Source organism: Streptomyces sp. GD-15H, from assembly GCF_045291515.1.
GTDB lineage: Bacteria > Actinomycetota > Actinomycetes > Streptomycetales > Streptomycetaceae > Streptomyces.
The window spans coordinates 5,317,501-5,338,136 of record NZ_CP149447.1; the positions used below are offsets into that span (position 1 = coordinate 5,317,501).

11 protein-coding genes, 2 rRNA genes and 4 pseudogenes (1 of these 17 running past the window's edge) are annotated in these 20,636 nt (G+C 70.7%); 10 read left to right on the top strand and 7 right to left on the bottom strand.

The window, feature by feature from the left end; all coding sequences use genetic code 11:
- Both WJ438_RS25240 and rrf read left to right on the top strand, forming a co-directional pair.
- A 23S ribosomal RNA gene (locus WJ438_RS25240) occupies window positions 1-566 on the top strand; it begins 2,556 nt to the left of the window's first position.
- An 89-nt stretch (window positions 567-655) separates the two neighbouring features.
- Window positions 656-772, top strand: a 5S ribosomal RNA gene (gene rrf / locus WJ438_RS25245).
- Window positions 773-883: 111 nt separating this feature from the next.
- Here rrf and WJ438_RS25250 read toward each other — a convergent pair.
- The 5 genes and pseudogenes from WJ438_RS25250 to WJ438_RS25270 all read right to left on the bottom strand — a co-directional run bounded on the left by WJ438_RS25250 (window position 884) and on the right by WJ438_RS25270 (window position 6,513).
- Window positions 884-2,194, bottom strand: a complete 1,311-nt coding sequence (locus WJ438_RS25250; protein WP_406727266.1) for a DUF58 domain-containing protein — start codon at window positions 2,192-2,194, stop codon at window positions 884-886.
- Window positions 2,194-3,185: pseudogene (locus WJ438_RS25255) on the bottom strand (AAA family ATPase). The gene WJ438_RS25250 and the pseudogene WJ438_RS25255 overlap by 1 nt, the downstream one beginning before the upstream one ends.
- The gene (locus WJ438_RS25260; protein ID WP_406727267.1) at window positions 3,182-4,381 is read right to left on the bottom strand and encodes a DUF4350 domain-containing protein; all 1,200 of its coding nucleotides are present in this window, start codon (window positions 4,379-4,381) and stop codon (window positions 3,182-3,184) included. The pseudogene WJ438_RS25255 and the gene WJ438_RS25260 overlap by 4 nt, the downstream one beginning before the upstream one ends.
- Window positions 4,378-5,159, bottom strand: a pseudogene (locus WJ438_RS25265) (DUF4129 domain-containing protein). The gene WJ438_RS25260 and the pseudogene WJ438_RS25265 overlap by 4 nt, the downstream one beginning before the upstream one ends.
- A gap of 4 nt (window positions 5,160-5,163) precedes the next feature.
- Window positions 5,164-6,513, bottom strand: coding sequence for a hypothetical protein (locus WJ438_RS25270; protein ID WP_406727268.1), 1,350 nt, complete (start codon window positions 6,511-6,513; stop codon window positions 5,164-5,166).
- Window positions 6,514-6,660: 147 nt separating this feature from the next.
- Here WJ438_RS25270 and mtnA point away from each other — a divergent pair.
- The 7 genes and pseudogenes from mtnA to WJ438_RS25305 all read left to right on the top strand — a co-directional run bounded on the left by mtnA (window position 6,661) and on the right by WJ438_RS25305 (window position 15,615).
- Window positions 6,661-7,808: pseudogene (gene mtnA, locus WJ438_RS25275) on the top strand (S-methyl-5-thioribose-1-phosphate isomerase).
- Window positions 7,809-7,812: 4 nt separating this feature from the next.
- Entirely contained in the window at window positions 7,813-8,502 is a 690-nt protein-coding gene (mtrA, locus tag WJ438_RS25280; RefSeq protein ID WP_406727269.1) for a two-component system response regulator MtrA, read from the top strand.
- A 1-nt stretch (window position 8,503) separates the two neighbouring features.
- Complete coding sequence (mtrB, locus tag WJ438_RS25285; RefSeq protein ID WP_406727270.1) at window positions 8,504-10,681, top strand: MtrAB system histidine kinase MtrB; 2,178 nt, start codon at window positions 8,504-8,506, stop codon at window positions 10,679-10,681.
- Window positions 10,671-12,526: pseudogene (locus WJ438_RS25290) on the top strand (LpqB family beta-propeller domain-containing protein). Before mtrB ends, WJ438_RS25290 begins: the two are co-directional and overlap by 11 nt.
- Before the next feature lie 71 nt (window positions 12,527-12,597).
- Window positions 12,598-13,620 carry a ComF family protein gene (locus tag WJ438_RS25295; RefSeq protein WP_406727272.1) on the top strand — a complete coding sequence of 341 codons (1,023 nt, stop codon included), beginning with the start codon at window positions 12,598-12,600 and terminating at the stop codon, window positions 13,618-13,620.
- Between the two features lie 312 nt (window positions 13,621-13,932).
- Window positions 13,933-14,625, top strand: coding sequence for a ribosome hibernation-promoting factor, HPF/YfiA family (gene hpf, locus WJ438_RS25300; protein ID WP_406727273.1), 693 nt, complete (start codon window positions 13,933-13,935; stop codon window positions 14,623-14,625).
- A 207-nt stretch (window positions 14,626-14,832) separates the two neighbouring features.
- Window positions 14,833-15,615 (top strand): response regulator, encoded by a 783-nt coding sequence (locus tag WJ438_RS25305; protein WP_406727274.1) that lies wholly within the window; start codon window positions 14,833-14,835, stop codon window positions 15,613-15,615.
- Between the two features lie 2 nt (window positions 15,616-15,617).
- Here WJ438_RS25305 and WJ438_RS25310 read toward each other — a convergent pair whose 3' ends face one another.
- Complete coding sequence (locus WJ438_RS25310; RefSeq protein ID WP_406727275.1) at window positions 15,618-16,805, bottom strand: winged helix-turn-helix domain-containing protein; 1,188 nt, start codon at window positions 16,803-16,805, stop codon at window positions 15,618-15,620.
- Window positions 16,806-16,898: 93 nt separating this feature from the next.
- On the bottom strand, window positions 16,899-17,468 hold the full coding sequence (locus WJ438_RS25315) for a GNAT family N-acetyltransferase (protein ID WP_406727276.1): 570 nt from the start codon (window positions 17,466-17,468) through the stop codon (window positions 16,899-16,901).
- A 277-nt stretch (window positions 17,469-17,745) separates the two neighbouring features.
- Between WJ438_RS25315 and secA the strand changes: the two genes are divergently transcribed.
- Window positions 17,746-20,583 carry a preprotein translocase subunit SecA gene (gene secA / locus WJ438_RS25320; RefSeq protein WP_406727277.1) on the top strand — a complete coding sequence of 946 codons (2,838 nt, stop codon included), beginning with the start codon at window positions 17,746-17,748 and terminating at the stop codon, window positions 20,581-20,583.
- The last annotated feature ends 53 nt before the right edge of the window (window positions 20,584-20,636 follow it).

A 20,636-nucleotide genomic window follows, 5' to 3' on the forward strand; every position in this document is an offset into this window, starting at 1 on the left:
AAGGGAGCTTGACTGTGAGACCGACGGGTCGAGCAGGGACGAAAGTCGGGACTAGTGATCCGGCGGTGGCTTGTGGAAGCGCCGTCGCTCAACGGATAAAAGGTACCCCGGGGATAACAGGCTGATCTTCCCCAAGAGTCCATATCGACGGGATGGTTTGGCACCTCGATGTCGGCTCGTCGCATCCTGGGGCTGGAGTCGGTCCCAAGGGTTGGGCTGTTCGCCCATTAAAGCGGTACGCGAGCTGGGTTTAGAACGTCGTGAGACAGTTCGGTCCCTATCCGCTGCGCGCGCAGGAGTCTTGAGAAGGGCTGTCCCTAGTACGAGAGGACCGGGACGGACGAACCTCTGGTGTGCCAGTTGTCCTGCCAAGGGCATGGCTGGTTGGCTACGTTCGGGAGGGATAACCGCTGAAAGCATCTAAGCGGGAAGCCTGCTTCGAGATGAGGGCTCCCACCCACGTGATGGGGTAAGGCTCCCAGGAGATGACTGGGTTGATAGGCCGGATATGGAAGCACGGTAACGTGTGGAGTTGACCGGTACTAATAGGCCGAGGGCTTGTCCCCAGGTTGCTCGCGTCCACTGTGTTGGTTCTGAAACCACGAACGCCGCCATGTGTGGTGCATGGTGTCGGTTGTCGAGTGTTTCGTAGTGTTTCGGTGGTCATAGCGTAGGGGAAACGCCCGGTTACATTCCGAACCCGGAAGCTAAGCCCTACCGCGCCGATGGTACTGCAGGGGGGACCCTGTGGGAGAGTAGGACGCCGCCGAACAATTGTTGTGGAAAGCCCCGTGCCCTTCGGCACGGGGCTTTCCGCGTTTCAGGGCCCTTCCGCCGCCTTTCTGGCTCTTGTTCTTTGTTCGCTTGCTCGGCTGTTCGTTTGTCAGAGGCGTCCTGCTGCTTTCAGCGCCAGATAGGCGTCGGCCAGTGCCGGCGCCAGGCTGTCTGGGGTCGCGTCGACGACGGTGACGCCGTGGCGGCGGAGTTGCTCCGCGGTCCGGTCGCGTTCGGTCTGGGCCTGGGCTGCCGCTGCTGCCTCGTACACCGCATCGGCGTTTCCGCGGGCCTTCGCCATCTGGGCCAGGTGCGGGTCCGCGACCGACGCGAGCAGGACCGTGTGCCGCTGGGTGAGTTGGGTCAGTACGGGAAGCAGACCCTCCTCGATGGGGGCCGCGTCGAGCGTGGTGAACAGGACGATCAGAGAGCGGCGGGGGGCTGTCCGCAGGGCCGTGGCCGTGAGGCTCCGGGTGTCGGTTTCGACGAGCTCCGGTTCGAGCGTGGCCATGGCGTTGACCAGGGACGGGAGGACGTCGCCTGCCGAGCGGCCCTGCACGAGGGCGCGGAGGCGGCGGTCGTGGGCGAGAAGGTCCACGCGGTCGCCGGCCCTGGAGGCGAGCACCGCGAGGAGCAGGGCCGCGTCCATGGAGGCGTCGAGGCGGGGGACGTCGCCGACACGGCCCGCGGAGGTGCGGCCGGTGTCGAGGACGAGCAGGATGTGGCGGTCACGCTCGGGACGCCAGGTGCGTACCGCCACGGCGGACTGGCGGGCTGTGGCACGCCAGTCGATGGAGCGGGTGTCGTCGCCGGGAACGTACTCGCGCAGGCTGTCGAACTCCGTGCCCTCACCGCGGGTGAGGACGCTGGTGCGGCCGTCCAGTTCGCGCAGGCGGGCCAGTTTGGACGGCAGGTGCTTGCGGCTGGTGAACGGCGGCAGCACCCGTACCGTCCAGGGGACCTGGTGCGTGCCCTGACGGGCGAAGAGGCCGAGCGGGCCGTAGGAGCGGACGGTGACGCGGTCGGCCTGGCGGTCGCCCCGGCGGGTGGGACGCAGCCGGGTGGTGATGCGCCGGCGCTCACCCGCGGGGACCACCAGGCGGTGGCGGGAGGCCACCACCTCGGTGCCGGGCTGCCAGCTGCTGGGGGGCCAGGCGTCACGGATGCGGGCACGGAGCGGACGGCGGGACGTGTTGGTGAGCGTCAGGGTGACGTCCGCGCTGTCGCCCAGGCGCACCGAGGTGACGCCGGAGCGGCTCAGAGCGAGTCGGCGTACGGGGGCGGCCAGGGCGAAGTCGCAGGCACAGGCCACCGCCAAGGGGGCGTTGACGGCGAGAATGCCCGTCCAGCCGGGTTCCCAGATGCCGACGGGGAGAGAGCCGAGTGCCGCGAGGAGGGCGGCGCGTCCGGTGAGGGCCATCAGCGGGGGACGGGGACGTGGGCGAGGATCGCGTTGATGACCGAGTCGGTCGTGACGCCTTCCATCTCGGCCTCCGGCCGGAGCTGTACGCGGTGGCGGAGGGTGGGGAGGGCGAGGGCCTTGACGTCGTCGGGGATGACGTAGTCGCGTCCCGTCAGCCAGGCCCAGGCGCGGGCGGTGGACAGGAGGGCGGTGGCTCCTCGGGGGAGACGCCCAGGGTGAGGGACGGCGACTCGCGCGTGGCGCGGACGATGTCGACGACGTAGGCGGTGATCTCGGGGGAGACCGTCGTCCTGGCGACCGCGGCGCGGGCCGCTTCCAGGTCGGCGGCGCCCGCGACGGGGCGTACCCCGGCAGCGCGCAGGTCGCGGGGGTCGAACCCCTCGGTGTGGCGGGTGAGGACGTCGATCTCGTCCTGGCGGGACGGGAGGGGGATGGTGAGTTTGAGGAGGAAGCGGTCGAGCTGGGCTTCGGGGAGGGGGTAGGTGCCCTCGTACTCCACGGGGTTCTGGGTGGCGGCGACCAGGAAGGGCTCCGGGAGGGCGCGGGGGGTGCCGTCGACGGTGACCTGCCGTTCCTCCATGGCCTCCAGGAGCGAGGCCTGGGTCTTCGGGGGCGTGCGGTTGATCTCGTCGGCGAGGAGGAGGTTGGTGAAGACGGGGCCGGGCTGGAAGGAGAACTCCGCGGTGCGGGCGTCGTAGACAAGGGAGCCGGTGACGTCGCTCGGCATCAGGTCGGGGGTGAACTGGACGCGTTTGGTGTCGAGTTCCAGAGCAGCGGCGAGGGTGCGGACGAGCAGTGTCTTGGCGACGCCGGGAACACCCTCGAGGAGGACGTGGCCGCGGCACAGCAGGGCGACGGCGAGGCCGGTGACAGCGGGGTCCTGGCCGACCACGGCTTTGGCGATCTCGGCGCGCAGGGCCTCCAGGGAGGCCCTGGCGGCGGCCGGATCCCCGGTGTGCGCGGCGTTGTCAGTGGTCGGGTCCATCATGGACGGCGTACCTCTCTTTCGAGGGCGTCGAGTCGGTCGGCGAGGGAGGTCAGAGCTGCGTCGTCGCCGGGCGGCGGGCCGAACAGGAGATCGTGCGGGGACGGCTGTCCGTCGCCGTGAAGGTGGTCGGACAGGGCCGGCAGCAGGGCCTCGGGCGCGTGTGCCTGAGAGGCGGGGACGCCTACGAGAGGGGCGAGGCGGGTGCGCGTGGTGGAGCGGAGAGCGGCGGCCGCGCGGTCCCGGGCGTTCGCCTTGCGGTAGAGGCGGGCGCGGCCTTCGACGGTTTCGGAGGCGCGGATCGCGACGGGAAGTCTTTCGGGCACGAGGGGGCCGAGTCGGCGTGCCCGCCACAGGGCGGCCAGGGCTGCGGCGATGAAGAGCTGCAGGGTGCCCCAGAGCCAGCCGGAGGGGAGCAGATCGAAGAAGCCGCGCTCGCCGTTCTCGGAGGCGGCGGAGGCGTCGGCGAGTGTGGGGAGGTACCAGACCAGATGGGGGCGGGAGCCGAGGAGCTGGAGGGCGAGCGAGGCGTTGCCGTGCTCGTCGAGGCGGTCGTTGAGGAGGATGTCGGGGGCACCGATGAGGACGGTGTCACCGCCGCCGGTGGCCGCCGGGATGCGCAGCAGGGTGGCCAGGCGCTCGCTGGGGTAGCACTTGTCGGCGTCGAGATGGGTGGTGGTGTAGCGGATGCCGCCCGTGTCGGCGGTGCCCGCGCTGCGGGCGGCGGGCAGGGAGCAGCGCGGGGAGAGGGTGGAGCCGAAGCTGGTGGCCGGATCGGCGATGACACCCGGGGCGAGCCGGTCGACGGAGGCGCTGCCGGAGGAGACCAGGACGGTACGGCCGCCGGAGTCGGCGACCGCGGCTTGGAGTCTCGACTGCTGGCGGTGGGTCAGGCGGTCGGGGACGGCGACCAGGAGGGTCGTGTCGGGGTTCGCGGCGGCGGACGCCTCGTGCAGGGTGGTGACCACGCGCGTGTCCACCCCACGGTCGGCGAGGAGTTCGGCGACGGCGCGGCTGCCGTAGGGGTCGGCGGAGCGCGGGTCGAGTTCGCCGTGTCGGGCGTCGGAGCGGACCACGGCGATGACGACGGCCGCCACGATCAGCAGGACGAGCGCGAGGACGACACCTCGCGCGCGGGTCCACACCTGGCGGGCGGTGGGCGAGGCCGAGGTGGAGGGGAGCGTGACCTCGGTAGTCATCCGGCGGCTCCCTGGCGGGCGTTGCCGCCCGTGTTGTCGCTGCGGGCGCTGTTGTTAGTGCCGTTGCCGACAGGGGTGCTCGCGAGCTGGGGTTTGCTGCGTTCCAGGTCGCGGTCGAGTTCGGTGAGGTGCCGGTACGACGGTTCCGTCGCGGTCCGGCCGCCGTATGTGACGTCGTCGAAGCTCCGCGCGGCGGCGTGCAGCCGATCGGTGTGGGCGGGCAGGACGCGGCCCGCCTCGGCCGCCGCCTCGTCGGCGGTGCGGCCGGGGCGGATGTCGAGCAGGGCGCGTTCCTCCAGGGCGCGGACGACGGCGCGCATGCGTTCCTGCACGGCCTGGTTCCAGTGGCCCTGGGCGGCGTGCGCCTCAGCGGCCGCGCGGTGTTCGGCGGCGCTGCGGGTTCGGTTGTCGAACAGCACGGGCGCGGGGCCGGCCGACGCCGCGGGGTGCCCAGACGCCACCACAGGGCGCCCAGGACGGCGACCACGGCGGCGATGACGACGATCAGTCCGAGCGCACCGCCGGGCGTCGCGGTGGCGGCGGCGTCGAACAGCTTGCCGACCCACTCCCAGAAGGCGTCCAGGGCCCGCTGGAACCAGCTGGGGTCGTTCTCGTGGTACATCTGCTTGGACAGCTCGCGCCGGGCCGCCTCCCGCGCGGGATCGCGCGGGATGGTGACGGGCGGCTCGCCGTCGCCACGCAGCAGCGTGTGCACGGCGCTGCCGGCGGCTTCGGGCAGTGCTCGTGCCGGAGTGGGAACTGCCCCCGTGGTGTGCACCCCCTCAGCTCCCCGGGGTGGCGCCGGGGCCGTAGCCCTGGACGCCGGCGGCGCGGCCCAGTTCGAGGTCGAGGGCCTCGCGGCGGATGCGCTGGTCGATGTAGAGGAGCACGGTGACGCCGGCCGTGATCGGGAACGTGATCGTGGTGCCGATGACCACACCGATCCCGCTGATGATGAGGAACGTCCAGCCGATGGCGCCGCCGGCACTGTTGAGGAAACCGGGGACGCCGCCGCTGCCGAACGTCGTGGCGAGGACGGCGAAGGGAATGATGATGATCGACGCGACGACGTTCGCGATGAGCATCGCGAGCAGCTGGATGCCGAAGATCCGCCACCAGGAGCCGCGCACCAGTTTCGTGGACCTGCTCAGCGCCTTCATGACGCCCTGCTTCTCCAGCATCAGCGTGGGCGAGGCCAGCGAGAAGCGGACCCACAACCACACGGCGACGATGCCGGCACCGATGATGCCCAGGACCATGAGCGCCACCGCGGCCCCACCGCCGACCGTGGCGGCCACGACGATGCCGGGCACCGCGCCCACGATGATGACGACCAGGGTGATGAGCAGCAGCAGGAAGATCAGGCCGAACAGCTTCAGGATCTGGGGGCGGGCGTCGCGCCAGGCCTCGGCGGCGGTGACCGACGTGCCGAGCACGGCGCGACTGGTGACCGTCGTGAGCAGGGCGGTGGCGGCGATGGTGCCGATCAGGGTGATCACGGAGACCACCCCGTTGTTGAGCATGGCGTCGCCCATGGCGCCGGTCAGTTCGTCGAGGGTGGCGCTCGGGTCGTTGAGGACCGCGGCGCTGGAATTGTCCAGGAGGAGACCCTGGAAGAGGACGACGACGATCTCGGTGAGGATGGCGACAGTCAGCGAGATGCCGAGGACCGTGCGCCAGTGGGTGCGCATGGTGGAGACCGCGCCGTCGAGGATCTCGCCCACCCCGAGCGGGCGGAGCGGGATCACACCGGGCTTGGCCGCGGGTGGGGGACCGCCCCAGCCGCCGCCCCAGGCCCCGTAACCACCGGGGCCGCCGCCGTAAGCGCCGGGGCCGCCGTATCCTCCGGGCCCCGCGGGGCCGCCGGGGGGCGGAGTGCCCCATCCCGGTCCGGGCGGTGCGGGCGGGGGAGTCTGGCCGGGGCCCGCGGTGCCGGGTGGACCGGTGGGCGCGGACCACTGGCTGGGCGGCGGCTGCTCCTTCGACCACTTGACGCCCGGACCCTGCGGCGCGTCCTGACCCGGCTGCTCGGAGTCCGGGCGGTCTGTGGGCTCTGCAGGTCGGGACTCGCCCGGCTCCTGCCCGTCGGACGGGGCGGATCCGGGCGAGGCCCAGCCCGGAGTGTCGTTCATCGTCGCTCCTTCACGGTGCCCGACCGCGGTCGCGGCGGCAGGTTCGCAGCCATCGTGCCATGGGGTGTTCCTCAACGGACCTGCCGGACCTGCCGAGGTACGGGCTGCACCTTCAATTGTCCGCGCTCCAGGGGGCAGACTGGCCGCATGGCTGATCAGTACGCACACAGCGGCGACAACAAGCGGCCGACCGAGATCCCTGCGCTCCGCTGGGAAGAGCCACCCGAAGGGCCCGTTCTGATTCTTCTCGACCAGACGAGACTGCCGGCCGAGGAGGTCGAGCTGGTCTGCACGGACGCCCCCGCGCTGGTGGAGGCGATCCGCTCGCTGGCCGTGCGCGGTGCGCCGCTGCTGGGCATCGCCGGTGCGTACGGCGTCGCACTCGCCGCCGTACGGGGCTTCGACGTGGACGACGCCGCGGCCGCGCTGGAGGGCGCCCGACCCACCGCGGTGAACCTCGCGGTGGGGGTGCGCCGGGCCCTCTCCGCCCACCAGGGTGTTCTCGCCCGCGGCGGCGACGACCGGGAGGCCGCCGGGGCCGCGCTGGCCGCGGCACGGCGGCTGCACCGCGAGGACGCCGAGGCCAGCGCGCGGATGGCCGAGCACGGACTGGCGCTGCTGGACGAGCTGCTGCCCGGCGGCGGGCACCGGGTCCTCACCCACTGCAACACCGGCTCACTGGTGTCGGGCGGTGAGGGAACGGCGTTCGCGGTGGCGCTGGCGGCGCACCGGGCGGGCCGGCCAGGCGGCTGTGGGTGGACGAAACGCGCCCGTTGCTGCAAGGTGCTCGCCTGACGGCATACGAGGCGGCCCGCAGCGGAATGGCGTACACCCTGCTCACCGACAGCGCGGCGGGATCGCTGTTCGCGGCCGGTGAGGTGGACGCGGTACTCATAGGGGCGGACCGCATCGCGGCCGACGGCTCGGTGGCGAACAAGGTGGGGAGCTATCCGCTCGCGGTGCTCGCGCGGTACCACCATGTGCCGTTCATCGTCGTGGCCCCGGTGACGACGGTGGATCCGCAGACGCCGGACGGGGCGTCCATCGAGGTCGAGCAGCGCCCCGGCCACGAAGTGACCGAGGTCACCGCACCGCAGGTGCCGGTGGCCGGAACCGAAGCGGGAGGCGGGATTCTTGTGGCACCCCTGGGGACCCAGGCGTACAACCCGGCGTTCGACGTGACACCACCGGAACTGGTGACGGCGATCGTCACGGAGGAAGGTGCCGTCTCACCCGTGACGGCCGAGGCCCTGGCGGAGCTGTGCGCCAGGTCACGCCAGGTCACGATGAGCTAATGGGATGATGTCGTTTATGAAGGGACGAGTCCTTGTCGTCGACGACGACACCGCACTGGCCGAGATGCTCGGCATTGTGCTGCGTGGTGAAGGTTTTGAACCGTCTTTCGTAGCCGACGGCGACAAGGCGCTGGCCGCTTTCCGTGAGGCCAAGCCCGACCTGGTGCTGCTCGATCTGATGCTGCCGGGCCGGGACGGTATCGAGGTGTGCCGCCTGATCAGGGCGGAGTCCGGGGTGCCGATCGTGATGCTCACGGCGAAGAGCGACACCGTCGATGTCGTGGTGGGTCTGGAGTCCGGCGCCGACGACTACATCGTCAAGCCGTTCAAGCCGAAGGAACTGGTCGCCCGGATCCGGGCGCGGCTGCGCAGGTCGGAGGAGCCGGCGCCGGAACAGCTCGCCATCGGCGACCTGGTGATCGACGTGGCCGGGCACTCCGTGAAGCGGGAGGGGAAGTCGATCGCGCTGACCCCGCTGGAGTTCGACCTGCTGGTCGCGCTGGCCCGCAAGCCGTGGCAGGTGTTCACGCGGGAGGTGCTGCTGGAACAGGTCTGGGGGTACCGTCACGCGGCCGACACCCGACTGGTGAACGTCCATGTCCAGCGGCTGCGCTCCAAGGTCGAGAAGGACCCGGAGAAGCCGGAGATCGTGGTGACCGTCCGTGGCGTCGGCTACAAGGCAGGACCGAGCTGACATGCCCGGGGACAGTGCCGCTTCGGCACCCGGCCGGGCCGGGCACCGATCGGAGCGGCCTGTCGGCCGGTCGCCCGACAGCCGGGCATCGGGGCGCTCCCGCTGGGGGCGCCTGCTCGAGGACGGGCTGCTGCAGGGCGGAGTCCACGGCAGCCCGGTGATCCGCCTGTTCGTCCGCTGGGTGCGCCTGCCGTTGTTGCCCGTCATGCGGCTGTGGCGGCGCAACATCCAGCTCAAGGTTGTCGTCACCACGCTGCTGATGTCACTGGGCGTGGTCCTGCTGCTGGGCTTCGTCGTCATCGGCCAGGTACGCAACGGTCTGCTGGACGCCAAGGTGAAGGCATCACAGAGCCAGGCCACCGGCGGATTCGCGGTGGCCAAGCAGCAGGCCGACGAGGCCGCGAGCGGCACCGGCGAGGACGCGGCCGGGGTGGGCGACCGGTCCTCGCAGAGCGTCATCCAGTGGATGAGCGACCTCGTGGAGTCGCTCTCCAGTGGTGGCCAGGGCGCCTTCGACGTGGTCACCCTGCCCATGGGCGACGAGAGCGGCGGCGGGCGCGGTCCGCGTGCCTCGGGGCACGTCGACCCGTCGCAGAGCGTGCCCGGGAACCTGCGGGACCGGATCGACACCGGCACCGCGGCGGCGCAGCGGTACACGCGGATCGTCTACAGCAACGGCGCGGACCCGCAGCCCGGCCTGGTCATCGGCAAGCAGGTCAACGACCCCAACGGTGATCCGTACCAGTTGTACTACCTCTTCCCGCTCACGCAGGAGGAGAAGTCGCTGAGCCTGGTCAAGGGCACTCTGGCGACCGCGGGGCTGTTCGTCGTCGTCCTCCTCGGGGCGATCGCCTGGCTCGTGGTGCGGCAGGTCGTGACGCCGGTGCGAATGGCCGCCGGGATCGCGGAGCGGCTGTCCGCCGGGCGTCTCCAGGAGCGGATGAAGGTCACCGGTGAGGACGACATCGCGCGGCTCGGCGAGGCCTTCAACAAAATGGCGCAGAACCTCCAACTGAAGATCAACCAGCTCGAGGGACTGTCGCGGATGCAGCGTCGTTTCGTGTCGGACGTGTCCCACGAACTGCGGACGCCGCTGACGACCGTACGGATGGCCGCGGACGTCATCCATGAGGCGCGTGAGGACTTCGACCCGGTCACCGCGCGGTCGGCCGAACTGCTCGCGGACCAGATCGACCGGTTCGAGTCGCTGCTCTCGGACCTGCTGGAGATCAGCCGCTTCGACGCGGGCGCGGCGGCGCTGGAGGCGGAGCCGATAGATCTGCGTGAAGTCGTACGGCGCGTGGTCAGCGGGGCCGAGCCGCTCGCCGAGCGCAAGGGCACGCCGATCAAGATCGTCGGCGACCAGCAGCCCGTCGTCGCCGAGGCGGACGCGCGGCGCCTGGAGCGCGTCCTGCGCAACCTCGTCGTCAACGCCGTGGAGCACGGTGACGGCAAGGACGTCGTCGTCAAACTCGCCGCGGCGGGCGGGGCGGTCGCGATCGCGGTGCGGGACTACGGTGTCGGGCTCAAGCCCGGTGAGGCGACCCGGGTCTTCAGCCGCTTCTGGCGGGCGGACCCGGCACGCGCGCGTACCACCGGTGGTACGGGACTGGGGCTGTCCATCGCCCTGGAGGACGCGCGGCTGCACGGAGGCTGGCTCCAGGCATGGGGCGAGCCGGGCGGCGGCTCGCAGTTCCGGCTGACGCTGCCCAGGACGGCCGACGAGCCGCTGCGGGGCTCCCCGATCCCCCTGGAACCCAGGGACTCGCGACGCAACAGCGGACACGACGGCGCCGGAGAGCCGCATGACGGCGGGAACGGCGCGAAGCGGGCCACCGTGCCCGCACGGCCCGTGGACACCGACGGATCGGCCCGCGCGAACCGCGATCCGCTCGCGCCGCTGTCGGCCACCGTGACCCCCACGGCCGACCCGACGGCACTGCCCGGCAACGGCGCGCGCGTGGTGTCGCGGCCGTCGGCGGGCGGGCCGGAGCAGGGGGAGCCGGCGGGGCCGCCCGCGGGGGCCGGGGAGACGGCCGACGCCGATGCGGGCGCCGATTCCGGTGGCCCCGGCGGGGAGAACGGTAGGACGGCCACGGACCGGCAAGAGAACAAGCCCGAGGACGGGCCCGAGGACCGGCAGGCGGACAGGCAAGGAGAGGTTTCGCGTGGGCGGTGAGCGCGCAGGGCGCGGCAGGACGGCACCGGCACGAGTGGTGGCGTACGCCACCAGCGGTGTCGTACTGCTGGCCGGGTGCGCCTCGATGCCCGACAGCGGGGATCTGCGGGGCGTGGAGTCCACGCCCCGCCAGGACGCGCAGGTGCGGGTGTTCGCGATGCCGCCGAGTGAGGACGCGTCGCCCACCCAGATCGTGCAGGGCTTCCTGGAGGCGCTGACCAGCGACGACCCCGACTACAACACCGCGCGCCAGTACCTGACCGCCGAGGCGGCGAAGACCTGGCAGCCGGAGCTGTCCACCACTGTGCTGGCGGACGGGCCGGGCGCCCAGGCCGATCCGCCGGGCCGCGAGGACGCCAGTGAGCTCTCCTTCAAGCTGACCGGCGACAAGGTCGCCACCGTGGACGCGCAGCAGGCGTACACGGCCGACTCCGGGCCGTACGACAAGCTCGTGCATCTCACTCGGGACGTGAAGACCCGTCAGTGGCGCATCGACGGGGTGCCGCCGGGCGTCGTCATGGGCAAGTCGGACTTCCAGCGCAACTACATGTCCGTCAGCAAGTACTACTTCGCCTCGAACACCGCGGGAGCCGGTGGATCCGGTGCGGACGGGCCGCCGATGGCGGTCGCCGACCCGGTCTACGTGCGCAGTCACGTGGAGCCCACCACCCAGATGGTCCGCTCCCTCCTGGGCGGGCCCACGAACTGGCTGGACCCGGTCGTCAGGTCGGGCTTCCCCGCGGGTACGGCGCTGCGGGAGGGCGCCGGTCCGCTGACGGCGGACGACCGGGGCAGGCTGACCGTGCCGCTCAACGACAAGGCGGCCGGCGTCGGCACCAAGAGGTGCGCGGAGATGGCGGCCCAGCTGCTGTTCACGCTGCGCAACCTCAGCCCTGCCGTGGACGAGGTCGAGCTGCGGGCCGCCGGGAAGAAGCTGTGCTCGCTGACCCAGGAGACCACCGAGACCGTGGCCGACCGGGGGTCGCTGGACCACCCCGACTACCTGTACTTCATCGACGGGGAGCACCGGCTGGTGCGGATCGCCGCGGGCGGCGACGCCACCCAGCCGGTGCCGGTGCCGGGGCCGCTCGGCGAGGGTGCGGCGTCGCTGCGGTCGGTGGCGGTCTCGCGGGACGAGCGCACCGCGGCCGGGATCGCGTTCGACGGGAAGTCGCTGTACGTCGGATCGCTGGTGCCGGGCGGTTCGCTCGGGGAGCCCGTGCTGACCAGCCGGGGCGAGTCCGAGGGCGACCGGCTGACCGCGCCCAGCTGGGACGCGCACGGCGGCCTGTGGGTGGCCGACCGGGACCCCGAGAATCCCCGGCTGCTCCTGCTGGAGGAGGGCGGGGGCGAGCCGTTGGAGGTACGCACACCGGACCTGGACGGGCGGATCCAGGCGGTCCGGGTGGCCGCCGACGGGGTCAGGGTCGCGCTCGTCGTGGCCAAGGGCGATCGGCGGTCCCTGATGATCGGACGGATCGAGCGGGACGGCCCGGCCGGGCCGGAACGGTCCACGGGGGAGCAGCGGGCCGTCACTGTACTGGAACTGCGGCCCGCGACGCCGAAGTTGGAGAAGGTTACCGCCATGTCGTGGACCGGGACAGCCGGCTCGTGGTAGTCGGGCGGGAGGAAGGGGGTGTGGAGCAGATGCGATACGTCGAGGTCGACGGCTCCATACCCGAGCTGCCTCAGCCCGCCGCCCTGACCGGCGTCAAGGCGGTCACCGCCTCCCCCGACGAACAGGTGCCGCTGGTGGCGCACTCGGTGGACGGGATCGTACGGCTGCCGTCGGGTGCGCAGTGGCAGAAGGTGACGGAGGGGACCGCGCCGGTCTATCCGGGGTGACCGGTCCGCGGGCCGTGCGAAGTTTTCCACAGGGGGTGGCCGGAGGCCGCGGGCGTTGGCACAGTGGGGCCATGCGGGGCTGGTGGCAGGATCTGACCGACCTGGTGCTCCCGGCCGAGTGCGGCGGGTGCGGCAGACCTCGTGCGGTGCTCTGCGAGCGGTGCCGTACGGCACTGAGCGGTGCAGCGCCACGCCGGGTGCGCCCGGTGCCGCGGCCGGCCGGGCTGCCGGTCGTGCACGCCGCCGCCCCCTACGCGGACGAAGTGCGTGCCGCGCTGCTGGCCCACAAGGAACGGGGCGCCCTGGCCCTCTCCCGGCCGCTGGGCGAGGCCCTCGCGAAAGCGGTACGCGCGGGGCTGCGGGAGGCGGGGTTGCGGGAGGCGGCACGGCCGGGCCCCGGCGGGGTTCCGGGGGCGGCGCACGGCCACCGCGGGGCGGTCCTGCTGGTGCCCGTGCCGTCCGCGCGTCGGGCCGTGCGGGCCCGTGGACACGACCCGGCGCTGCGGATCGCGCGGGCGGCGGCGGGTGTGCTGCGGCGGCAAGGGGTACCCGTCTCGGTGCTGCCCGCGTTGCGGCATCGGCGGGACGTGGCCGACCAGTCGGGGCTCGACGCCCGGCGGCGGCTGGCCAATCTCGCCGGTGCGCTGGCGGTGGCGCCGGGGTGTGACCGGCTGCTGCGCGGCGGCTCCGTCGTACTCGTCGACGACCTGATGACGACCGGGGCGTCGCTGGCGGAGGCCGCGCGCGCGGTGCGCCTCGCGCCGTGCACCGAGCCGCGTGCGGGAGCGGTTGTGGGGGCGCGGGGGGCGCGCATGGAGGTGGATCTCGGGTCTGATGCGAGTATTTCGTCGCCCCCGTTCGTGTACGGGGGTGAGACATGGGAAAGGAGAGGGGCACGAGGAGAAGGAGGGGCACGAGGGAAACGTGAAGAACGTGAAGAACAGCGAAACGGATCGGTTCACGAGAGGGTGGATCGAGGGTCCCGCCGTTCGTCCCTGGTGGCGGGTACGGGTAGGGCCGACCGGCCCATTGACGTGAAGTGCGCGGCGGTTGTTGCCGCTTCACCAGGTCCTTTCGCAATAAACCGGAACTGACTGGGAACTTGAGTCGTTGCAGGTAGTGAGAGGGTAAATTCATCGGAACGGAGGTACGCGGCGGTAGAGGGTGACGACATCCGTCCGGGCGAGATATGTTCGGTTGAGAGGGAAAGCCGCAGGCCACACCTCTTGAATCCGAATGCCGTGCCACGGGTTTCTTGTTATCACCCGGGCTGGTGAACTGGAGATCTCGCTCATGGGGGATGGAGGTGGAAGTCACCGAGTCCGAGGTTCCGGGGTCGACCGGAGCCTGGTGCAAAAGGGAGACGCTCCGCACCGAGGCGGAGTGATCCGGGAACGGAGTTCTGCGTGGACATCGTCGTCAAGGGCCGCAAGACCGAGGTGCCCGAGCGGTTCCGGAAGCACGTGGCCGAGAAGCTGAAGCTGGAGAAGATCCAGAAGCTCGACGGCAAGGTGATCAGCCTCGACGTCGAGGTGTCCAAGGAGCCCAACCCCCGACAGGCCGACCGCAGCGCCCGAGTGGAGATCACGCTCCATTCCCGCGGTCCGGTGATCCGGGCGGAGGCAGCGGCGGGTGACCCGTACGCGGCGCTCGACCTGGCGGCGGAGAAGCTGGACGCCCGGCTGCGCAAGCAGCACGACAAGCGTTATTCACGGCGCGGCGCGCGCAGGATCTCAGCAGCGGAGGTCCCCGCCCACGTCCCGGACGCGGCGACACTCAACGGGACGGGCGCGCATTCCCCCGAGGAGGGGCAGGGCGCGGTCCCCACCAAGAAGATCGGCACACTGGAAGTACAGGGTGACGGACCCCTCGTCGTCCGCGAGAAGACCCACGTGGCCGCCCCCATGACCCTCGACCAGGCCCTCTACGAGATGGAGTTGGTCGGGCACGACTTCTATCTGTTCGTCGACTCCGAGACGAAGGAACCCAGTGTCGTCTACCGACGGCACGCCTACGACTACGGCGTGATCCATCTCAGCACGGACACCATGGTCACGCAGCCGCATGCTCCCGAGGCGGGCGGGACCCTCGGCGGCTGACCCGACGGGCGACAACGACTGAACCAGTGCCCCTGGTGCGCGCGTGTGCGCCCCCAGGGGCACCGGTGTGCGACCACTTCGCATCCACGCCGGCACCCCGGTGCCGTCCGGGCATGGAATCATGGCGGCAACGGCCCAATCGGTGGGCCGTTGCCTTGGGTTGGGGATGGCTCACGACCACGGCCACAGCCTTCAGGGGGAGGAACGATGGCGGACAGCTTCGGCCCGATGCGTGGAGAGGACTCCGACGACGGCGTCACCGGCATGGGCCTGGACGCGGGCTCCAGGTACCAGGAGCCGGCCGGTGAACCGGCCGAGGAGGCGAGCAAGGAGCCGATCAGGGTCCTGGTGGTGGACGACCACGCGCTGTTCCGCCGGGGACTGGAGATCGTCCTCGCGGCCGAGGAGGACATCCAGGTCGTCGGCGAGGCGGGGGACGGCGCCGAGGCCGTGGAGAAGGCCGCAGACCTGCTGCCGGACATCGTCCTGATGGATGTGCGGATGCCCAAGCGGGGCGGCATCGAGGCGTGCACCTCCATCAAGGAGGTGGCCCCCAGCGCGAAGATCATCATGCTGACGATCAGTGACGAGGAGGCCGACCTCTACGACGCCATCAAGGCGGGCGCGACCGGCTACCTCCTCAAGGAGATCTCCACGGACGAGGTGGCCACCGCCATTCGCGCGGTGGCCGACGGACAGTCGCAGATCAGCCCCTCCATGGCGTCGAAGCTGCTCACCGAGTTCAAGTCGATGATCCAGCGCACCGACGAGCGTCGCCTGGTGCCCGCGCCCCGGCTGACGGACCGTGAACTCGAAGTGCTCAAGCTCGTCGCCACGGGGATGAACAACCGCGACATCGCCAAGGAGTTGTTCATCTCCGAGAACACCGTGAAGAACCACGTGCGCAACATTTTGGAGAAGCTGCAGCTGCACTCCAGGATGGAAGCGGTGGTCTATGCGATGCGGGAGAAGATCCTCGAGATCCGGTGACCTCAGGCGAGGGCGCGGGCCAGTTCCCGGGTGAGCCGTTCACGGAGTTCGGGCGCGTCGACCCGCTCCACGCGGACGTTCGTGCAGTCCACCCAGCCCGCCGCCTCGACCAGGGCCTGCGCGACGGCGGGGACCGCCTTCGAACCGTCCAGCGTGATCTGCCTGGCCACCAGCGTGCGGCCCTCGCGCGCCGGGTCGACGCGGCCGACCAGCCGGCCGCCGGCGAGTACGGGCATCGCGAAGTAGCCGTGCACCCGCTTCTGTTTCGGCACGTAGGCCTCCAGGCGGTGGGTGAAGCCAAAGATCCGCTCGGTGCGCGCCCGTTCCCACACCAGGGAGTCGAACGGGGACAGCAGCGTCGTACGGTGACGTCCGCGCGGAGGCGCGGCGAGGGCCTCCGGATCGGCCCAGGCAGGCTTTTCCCAGCCCTCGACCGTGACCGGCACCAGACCCGAGTCGGCGATCACCGCGTCGACCTGCTCGCCCTTGAGACGGTGGTAGTCGGCGAGGTCCGCGCGGGTCCCGACGCCGAGGGACCGGCCGGCCAGGCGGACCAGCCGGCGCAGGCACTCGGCGTCGTCCAGTTCGTCGTGCAACAGGGCATCGGGGATCGCGCGTTCGGCGAGGTCGTAGACCCGCTTCCAGCCGCGGCGCTCGACACACACCACCTCGCCGTACATCAGGGCCCGCTCGACGGCGACCTTGGCACCGGACCAGTCCCACCACTCGCTGGTGCGTTTCGCGCCGCCCAACTCCGTCGCCGTGAGCGGGCCCTGGGCGCGAAGCTGCTTGACGACCCGGTCGTAGGCGCCGTCGGGAAGTTCGTGGTTCCAGTGCGGGCGGCCGCGGTAGGCGCGACGGCGGAAGGCGAAGTGCGGCCACTCCTCGACGGGCAGGATGCAGGCCGCGTGCGACCAGTACTCGAACGCGCGCGGTGGCTGGGAGCCGGCCTTCCAGTACGCGGCCTCGACCGTTTCCCGGCCCACGGCGCCGAGGCGGGCGTAGGGGATGAGCTCGTGGGAGCGGGCGAGGACGGAGATGGTGTCGAGCTGCACCGCGCCCAGGTGACGCAGGATCCCCCGGACGCCGGAACGACGGTCGGGGGCACCCAGGAAGCCCTGGGCCCGCAGGGCGATGCGGCGGGCCTCTGCCGCCGAAAGGTCCGTGGTCGGACGCGGGAGGGTCGTCATACGTCCGCACGATAGAGGGCGGCACTGACACCGGCCCCGGGTGCGGACGGACGCCGCTCCCCCACCCGCCCCCTCATCCGCTCCCCCACCTGCTCACTCCCCGGCGGGCAGGTACGGCGTCGTGGACGCGAGTCCCAGGTCGGACGGCAGCAGAGAGCCCACCCAGCAGTCCCGCAGCACGCCCTTGTTGTTGACCGCGGAGCGCAGGGTGCCCTCGATGACGAAGCCCGCCCGTTCCGCCACCGCGCGGGAGGCCCGGTTGCCCACCTCCGCGCGCCATTCCACACGGTCGACCGACATCTTCGTGAAGGCCCAGCGGGAGACGGCGACGGCGGCCTCGGTGAGGTAGCCGTTGCCGCGGTGCTCCTTGGTGCCCCAGTAGCCGATCTCGCCCACCCCCGGGGAGCGCATCATGATGCCGAGCATGCCCGCGAGCTCCCCGGAGCGGAGGAAGAGGCCGAAGGTGAACATCGAACCGTTCGCCCAGCCGTCCGGACACATCTGCTCGGTGAAGCTGCGCGCGTGCTCGGGAAGGTACGGAGAGGGGACCGTGGTCCAGCGCTGGATGTCGGCGTCCTGGCAGGCGGCGTACACCGCGTCGGTGTCCGGTGGGCCGACCGTGCGCAGCAGAAGGCGGTCGGTGGTGAGCGTGACGGGTTCCATCAGCCGATTCTGCGCGCGGGGGAGTGATCGGCGCCAACCCTTTGCCGTACGTGAGGAAATGATCACCCTTCGCATCATTCGGCGGGTGGAGCGGCACCATCCGCGGGGTCCGGACGTTGTCCCTTTGGAAGCAGCGCGAAACGGATATGAAGCCGCGCACGGTCACCGTCGCGGCAGGCCTCCCGACGTGGTGGGGTCCTCGCATACGATGGCCGTTGCTCAGCAATGAAATGGAAACCGACCGTCCCAGGCCCGACCGGCAAGGAGACCACCCCCCGTGTCCGTCCTCTCGAAGATCATGCGTGCAGGCGAAGGCAAGATCCTGCGCAAACTGCACCGCATCGCGGGCCAGGTCAACTCCATCGAAGAGGACTTCGTCGACCTCTCCGACGCCGAGCTGCGTGCCCTCACCGATGAGTACAAGGAGCGGTACGCCGACGGTGAGAGCCTGGACGACCTGCTCCCCGAGGCCTTCGCCACCGTCCGCGAGGCCGCCAAGCGCGTCCTGGGCCAGCGCCACTACGACGTGCAGATCATGGGCGGCGCCGCCCTCCACATGGGCTACGTCGCCGAGATGAAGACCGGTGAGGGCAAGACCCTCGTCGGCACCCTGCCGGCGTATCTGAACGCCCTGTCCGGCAAGGGCGTCCACATCATCACGGTCAACGACTACCTGGCCGAGCGCGACTCCGAGATGATGGGCCGCGTCCACAAGTTCCTGGGCCTCGACGTCGGCTGCATCCTGGCCAACATGACGCCGGCCCAGCGCCGCGAGCAGTACGGCTTTGACATCACCTACGGCACGAACAACGAGTTCGGTTTCGACTACCTGCGCGACAACATGGCGTGGTCCAAGGACGAGCTCGTCCAGCGCGGCCACAACTTCGCCATCGTCGACGAGGTCGACTCCATCCTCATCGACGAGGCCCGTACGCCGCTGATCATCTCCGGCCCGGCCGACCAGGCCACCAAGTGGTACGGCGACTTCGCCAAGCTGGTCAAGCGCCTCAAGCGCGGCGAGCCCGGCAACCCGCTCAAGGGCATCGAGGAGACCGGCGACTACGAGGTCGACGAGAAGAAGCGCACGGTCGCCATCCACGAGGCCGGGGTCGCCAAGGTCGAGGACTGGCTGGGCATCGACAACCTCTACGAGTCGGTCAACACCCCGCTGGTGGGCTACCTGAACAACGCCATCAAGGCCAAGGAGCTCTTCAAGCGCGACAAGGACTACGTGCTCATCGACGACGAGGTCATGATCGTCGACGAGCACACCGGCCGTATCCTCGCCGGCCGCCGCTACAACGAGGGCATGCACCAGGCGATCGAGGCGAAGGAGGCGGTGCCGATCAAGGACGAGAACCAGACGCTCGCCACGATCACCCTCCAGAACTTCTTCCGCCTCTACAAGCGCCGCGACCACAACGACAAGGAACAGCCCGGTCTGTCCGGCATGACCGGTACGGCGATGACCGAGGCCGCCGAGTTCCACCAGATCTACAAACTCGGTGTGGTGCCCATCCCGACCAACCGGCCCATGGTCCGCAAGGACCAGGCAGACCTGATCTACCGCACCGAGGTCGCCAAGTTCGAGGCCGTCGTCGACGACATCGAGGAGAAGCACGGCAAGGGCCAGCCGATCCTGGTCGGCACCACCTCGGTGGAGAAGTCCGAGTACCTCTCGCAGCAGCTCAGCAAGCGCGGCATCCAGCACGAGGTGCTGAACGCCAAGCACCACGACCGTGAGGCGACGATCGTCGCCCAGGCGGGCCGCAAGGGCTCCGTGACGGTGGCCACCAACATGGCCGGCCGTGGTACGGACATCAAGCTCGGCGGCAACCCCGAGGACCTCGCCGAGGCGGAGCTGCGTCAGCTCGGCCTCGACCCCGAGGAGCACATCGAGCAGTGGGCGCACGCCCTGCCGGACGCCCTCGCGCGGGCCGAGGAAGCCGTCAAGGCCGAGAAGGAAGAGGTCGAGCGACTCGGCGGGCTCTACGTGCTCGGCACCGAACGGCACGAGTCGCGGCGGATCGACAACCAGCTGCGCGGCCGTTCCGGCCGTCAGGGCGACCCCGGCGAGTCCCGCTTCTACCTCTCGCTCGGCGACGACCTGATGCGCCTGTTCAAGGCCCAGATGGTCGAGCGCGTGATGTCCATGGCGAACGTCCCGGACGACGTGCCGATCGAGAACAAGATGGTCACGCGCGCGATCGCGTCGGCCCAGTCGCAGGTCGAGACGCAGAACTTCGAGACCCGTAAGAACGTCCTGAAGTACGACGAGGTCCTCAACCGCCAGCGCGAGGTCATCTACGGCGAGCGGCGCCGCGTCCTGGAGGGCGAGGACCTGCAGGAGCAGATCCGCCACTTCATGGACGACACCATCGACGCCTACGTCCAGGCCGAGACGTCCGAGGGCTTCCCCGAGGACTGGGACCTGGACCGGCTGTGGGGCGCCTTCAAGCAGCTCTACCCGTCGAAGGTCACCGTGGAGGAACTGGAGGAGGAGGCCGGCGACCGCGCCGGGCTGACGGCCGAGTTCATCGGCGACTCCATCAAGGACGACATCCGCAAGCAGTACGAGCAGCGTGAGGCGCAGCTCGGCTCCGAGATCATGCGTGAGCTGGAGCGCCGGGTCGTGCTGTCGGTCCTGGACCGCAAGTGGCGCGAGCACCTCTACGAGATGGACTACCTCCAGGAGGGCATCGGCCTGCGCGCGATGGCGCAGAAGGACCCGCTGGTCGAGTACCAGCGCGAGGGCTTCGACATGTTCACCGCGATGATGGACGGCATCAAGGAGGAGTCCGTCGGCTACCTGTTCAACCTGGAGGTCCAGGTCGAGCAGCAGGTCGAGGAGGTCCCGGTCGAGGACGCCAAGCCGGAGCCGGTGGCGCAGGACGCGGTGCCCGCACAGGCGGGTGCCCGGCCGGAGATCCGCGCCAAGGGGCTCGACGCCCCGCAGCGGCGGAACCTGCACTTCTCCGCGCCGACCGTGGACGGCGAGGGCGGCACCGTCGAGGGCGAGTTCACCGAGGACGAGCCGGTGCGCTCCGAGGCCGACGGCCTCACGCGCGCCGAGCGCCGCAAGCAGGCGCGGGGCGGTCGCCGCCGCAAGAAGTGAGCGAGCGGTGAGGCTCCTGAGCGAGCGGTGAGGCTCCGTACGGAGCCGTGAGA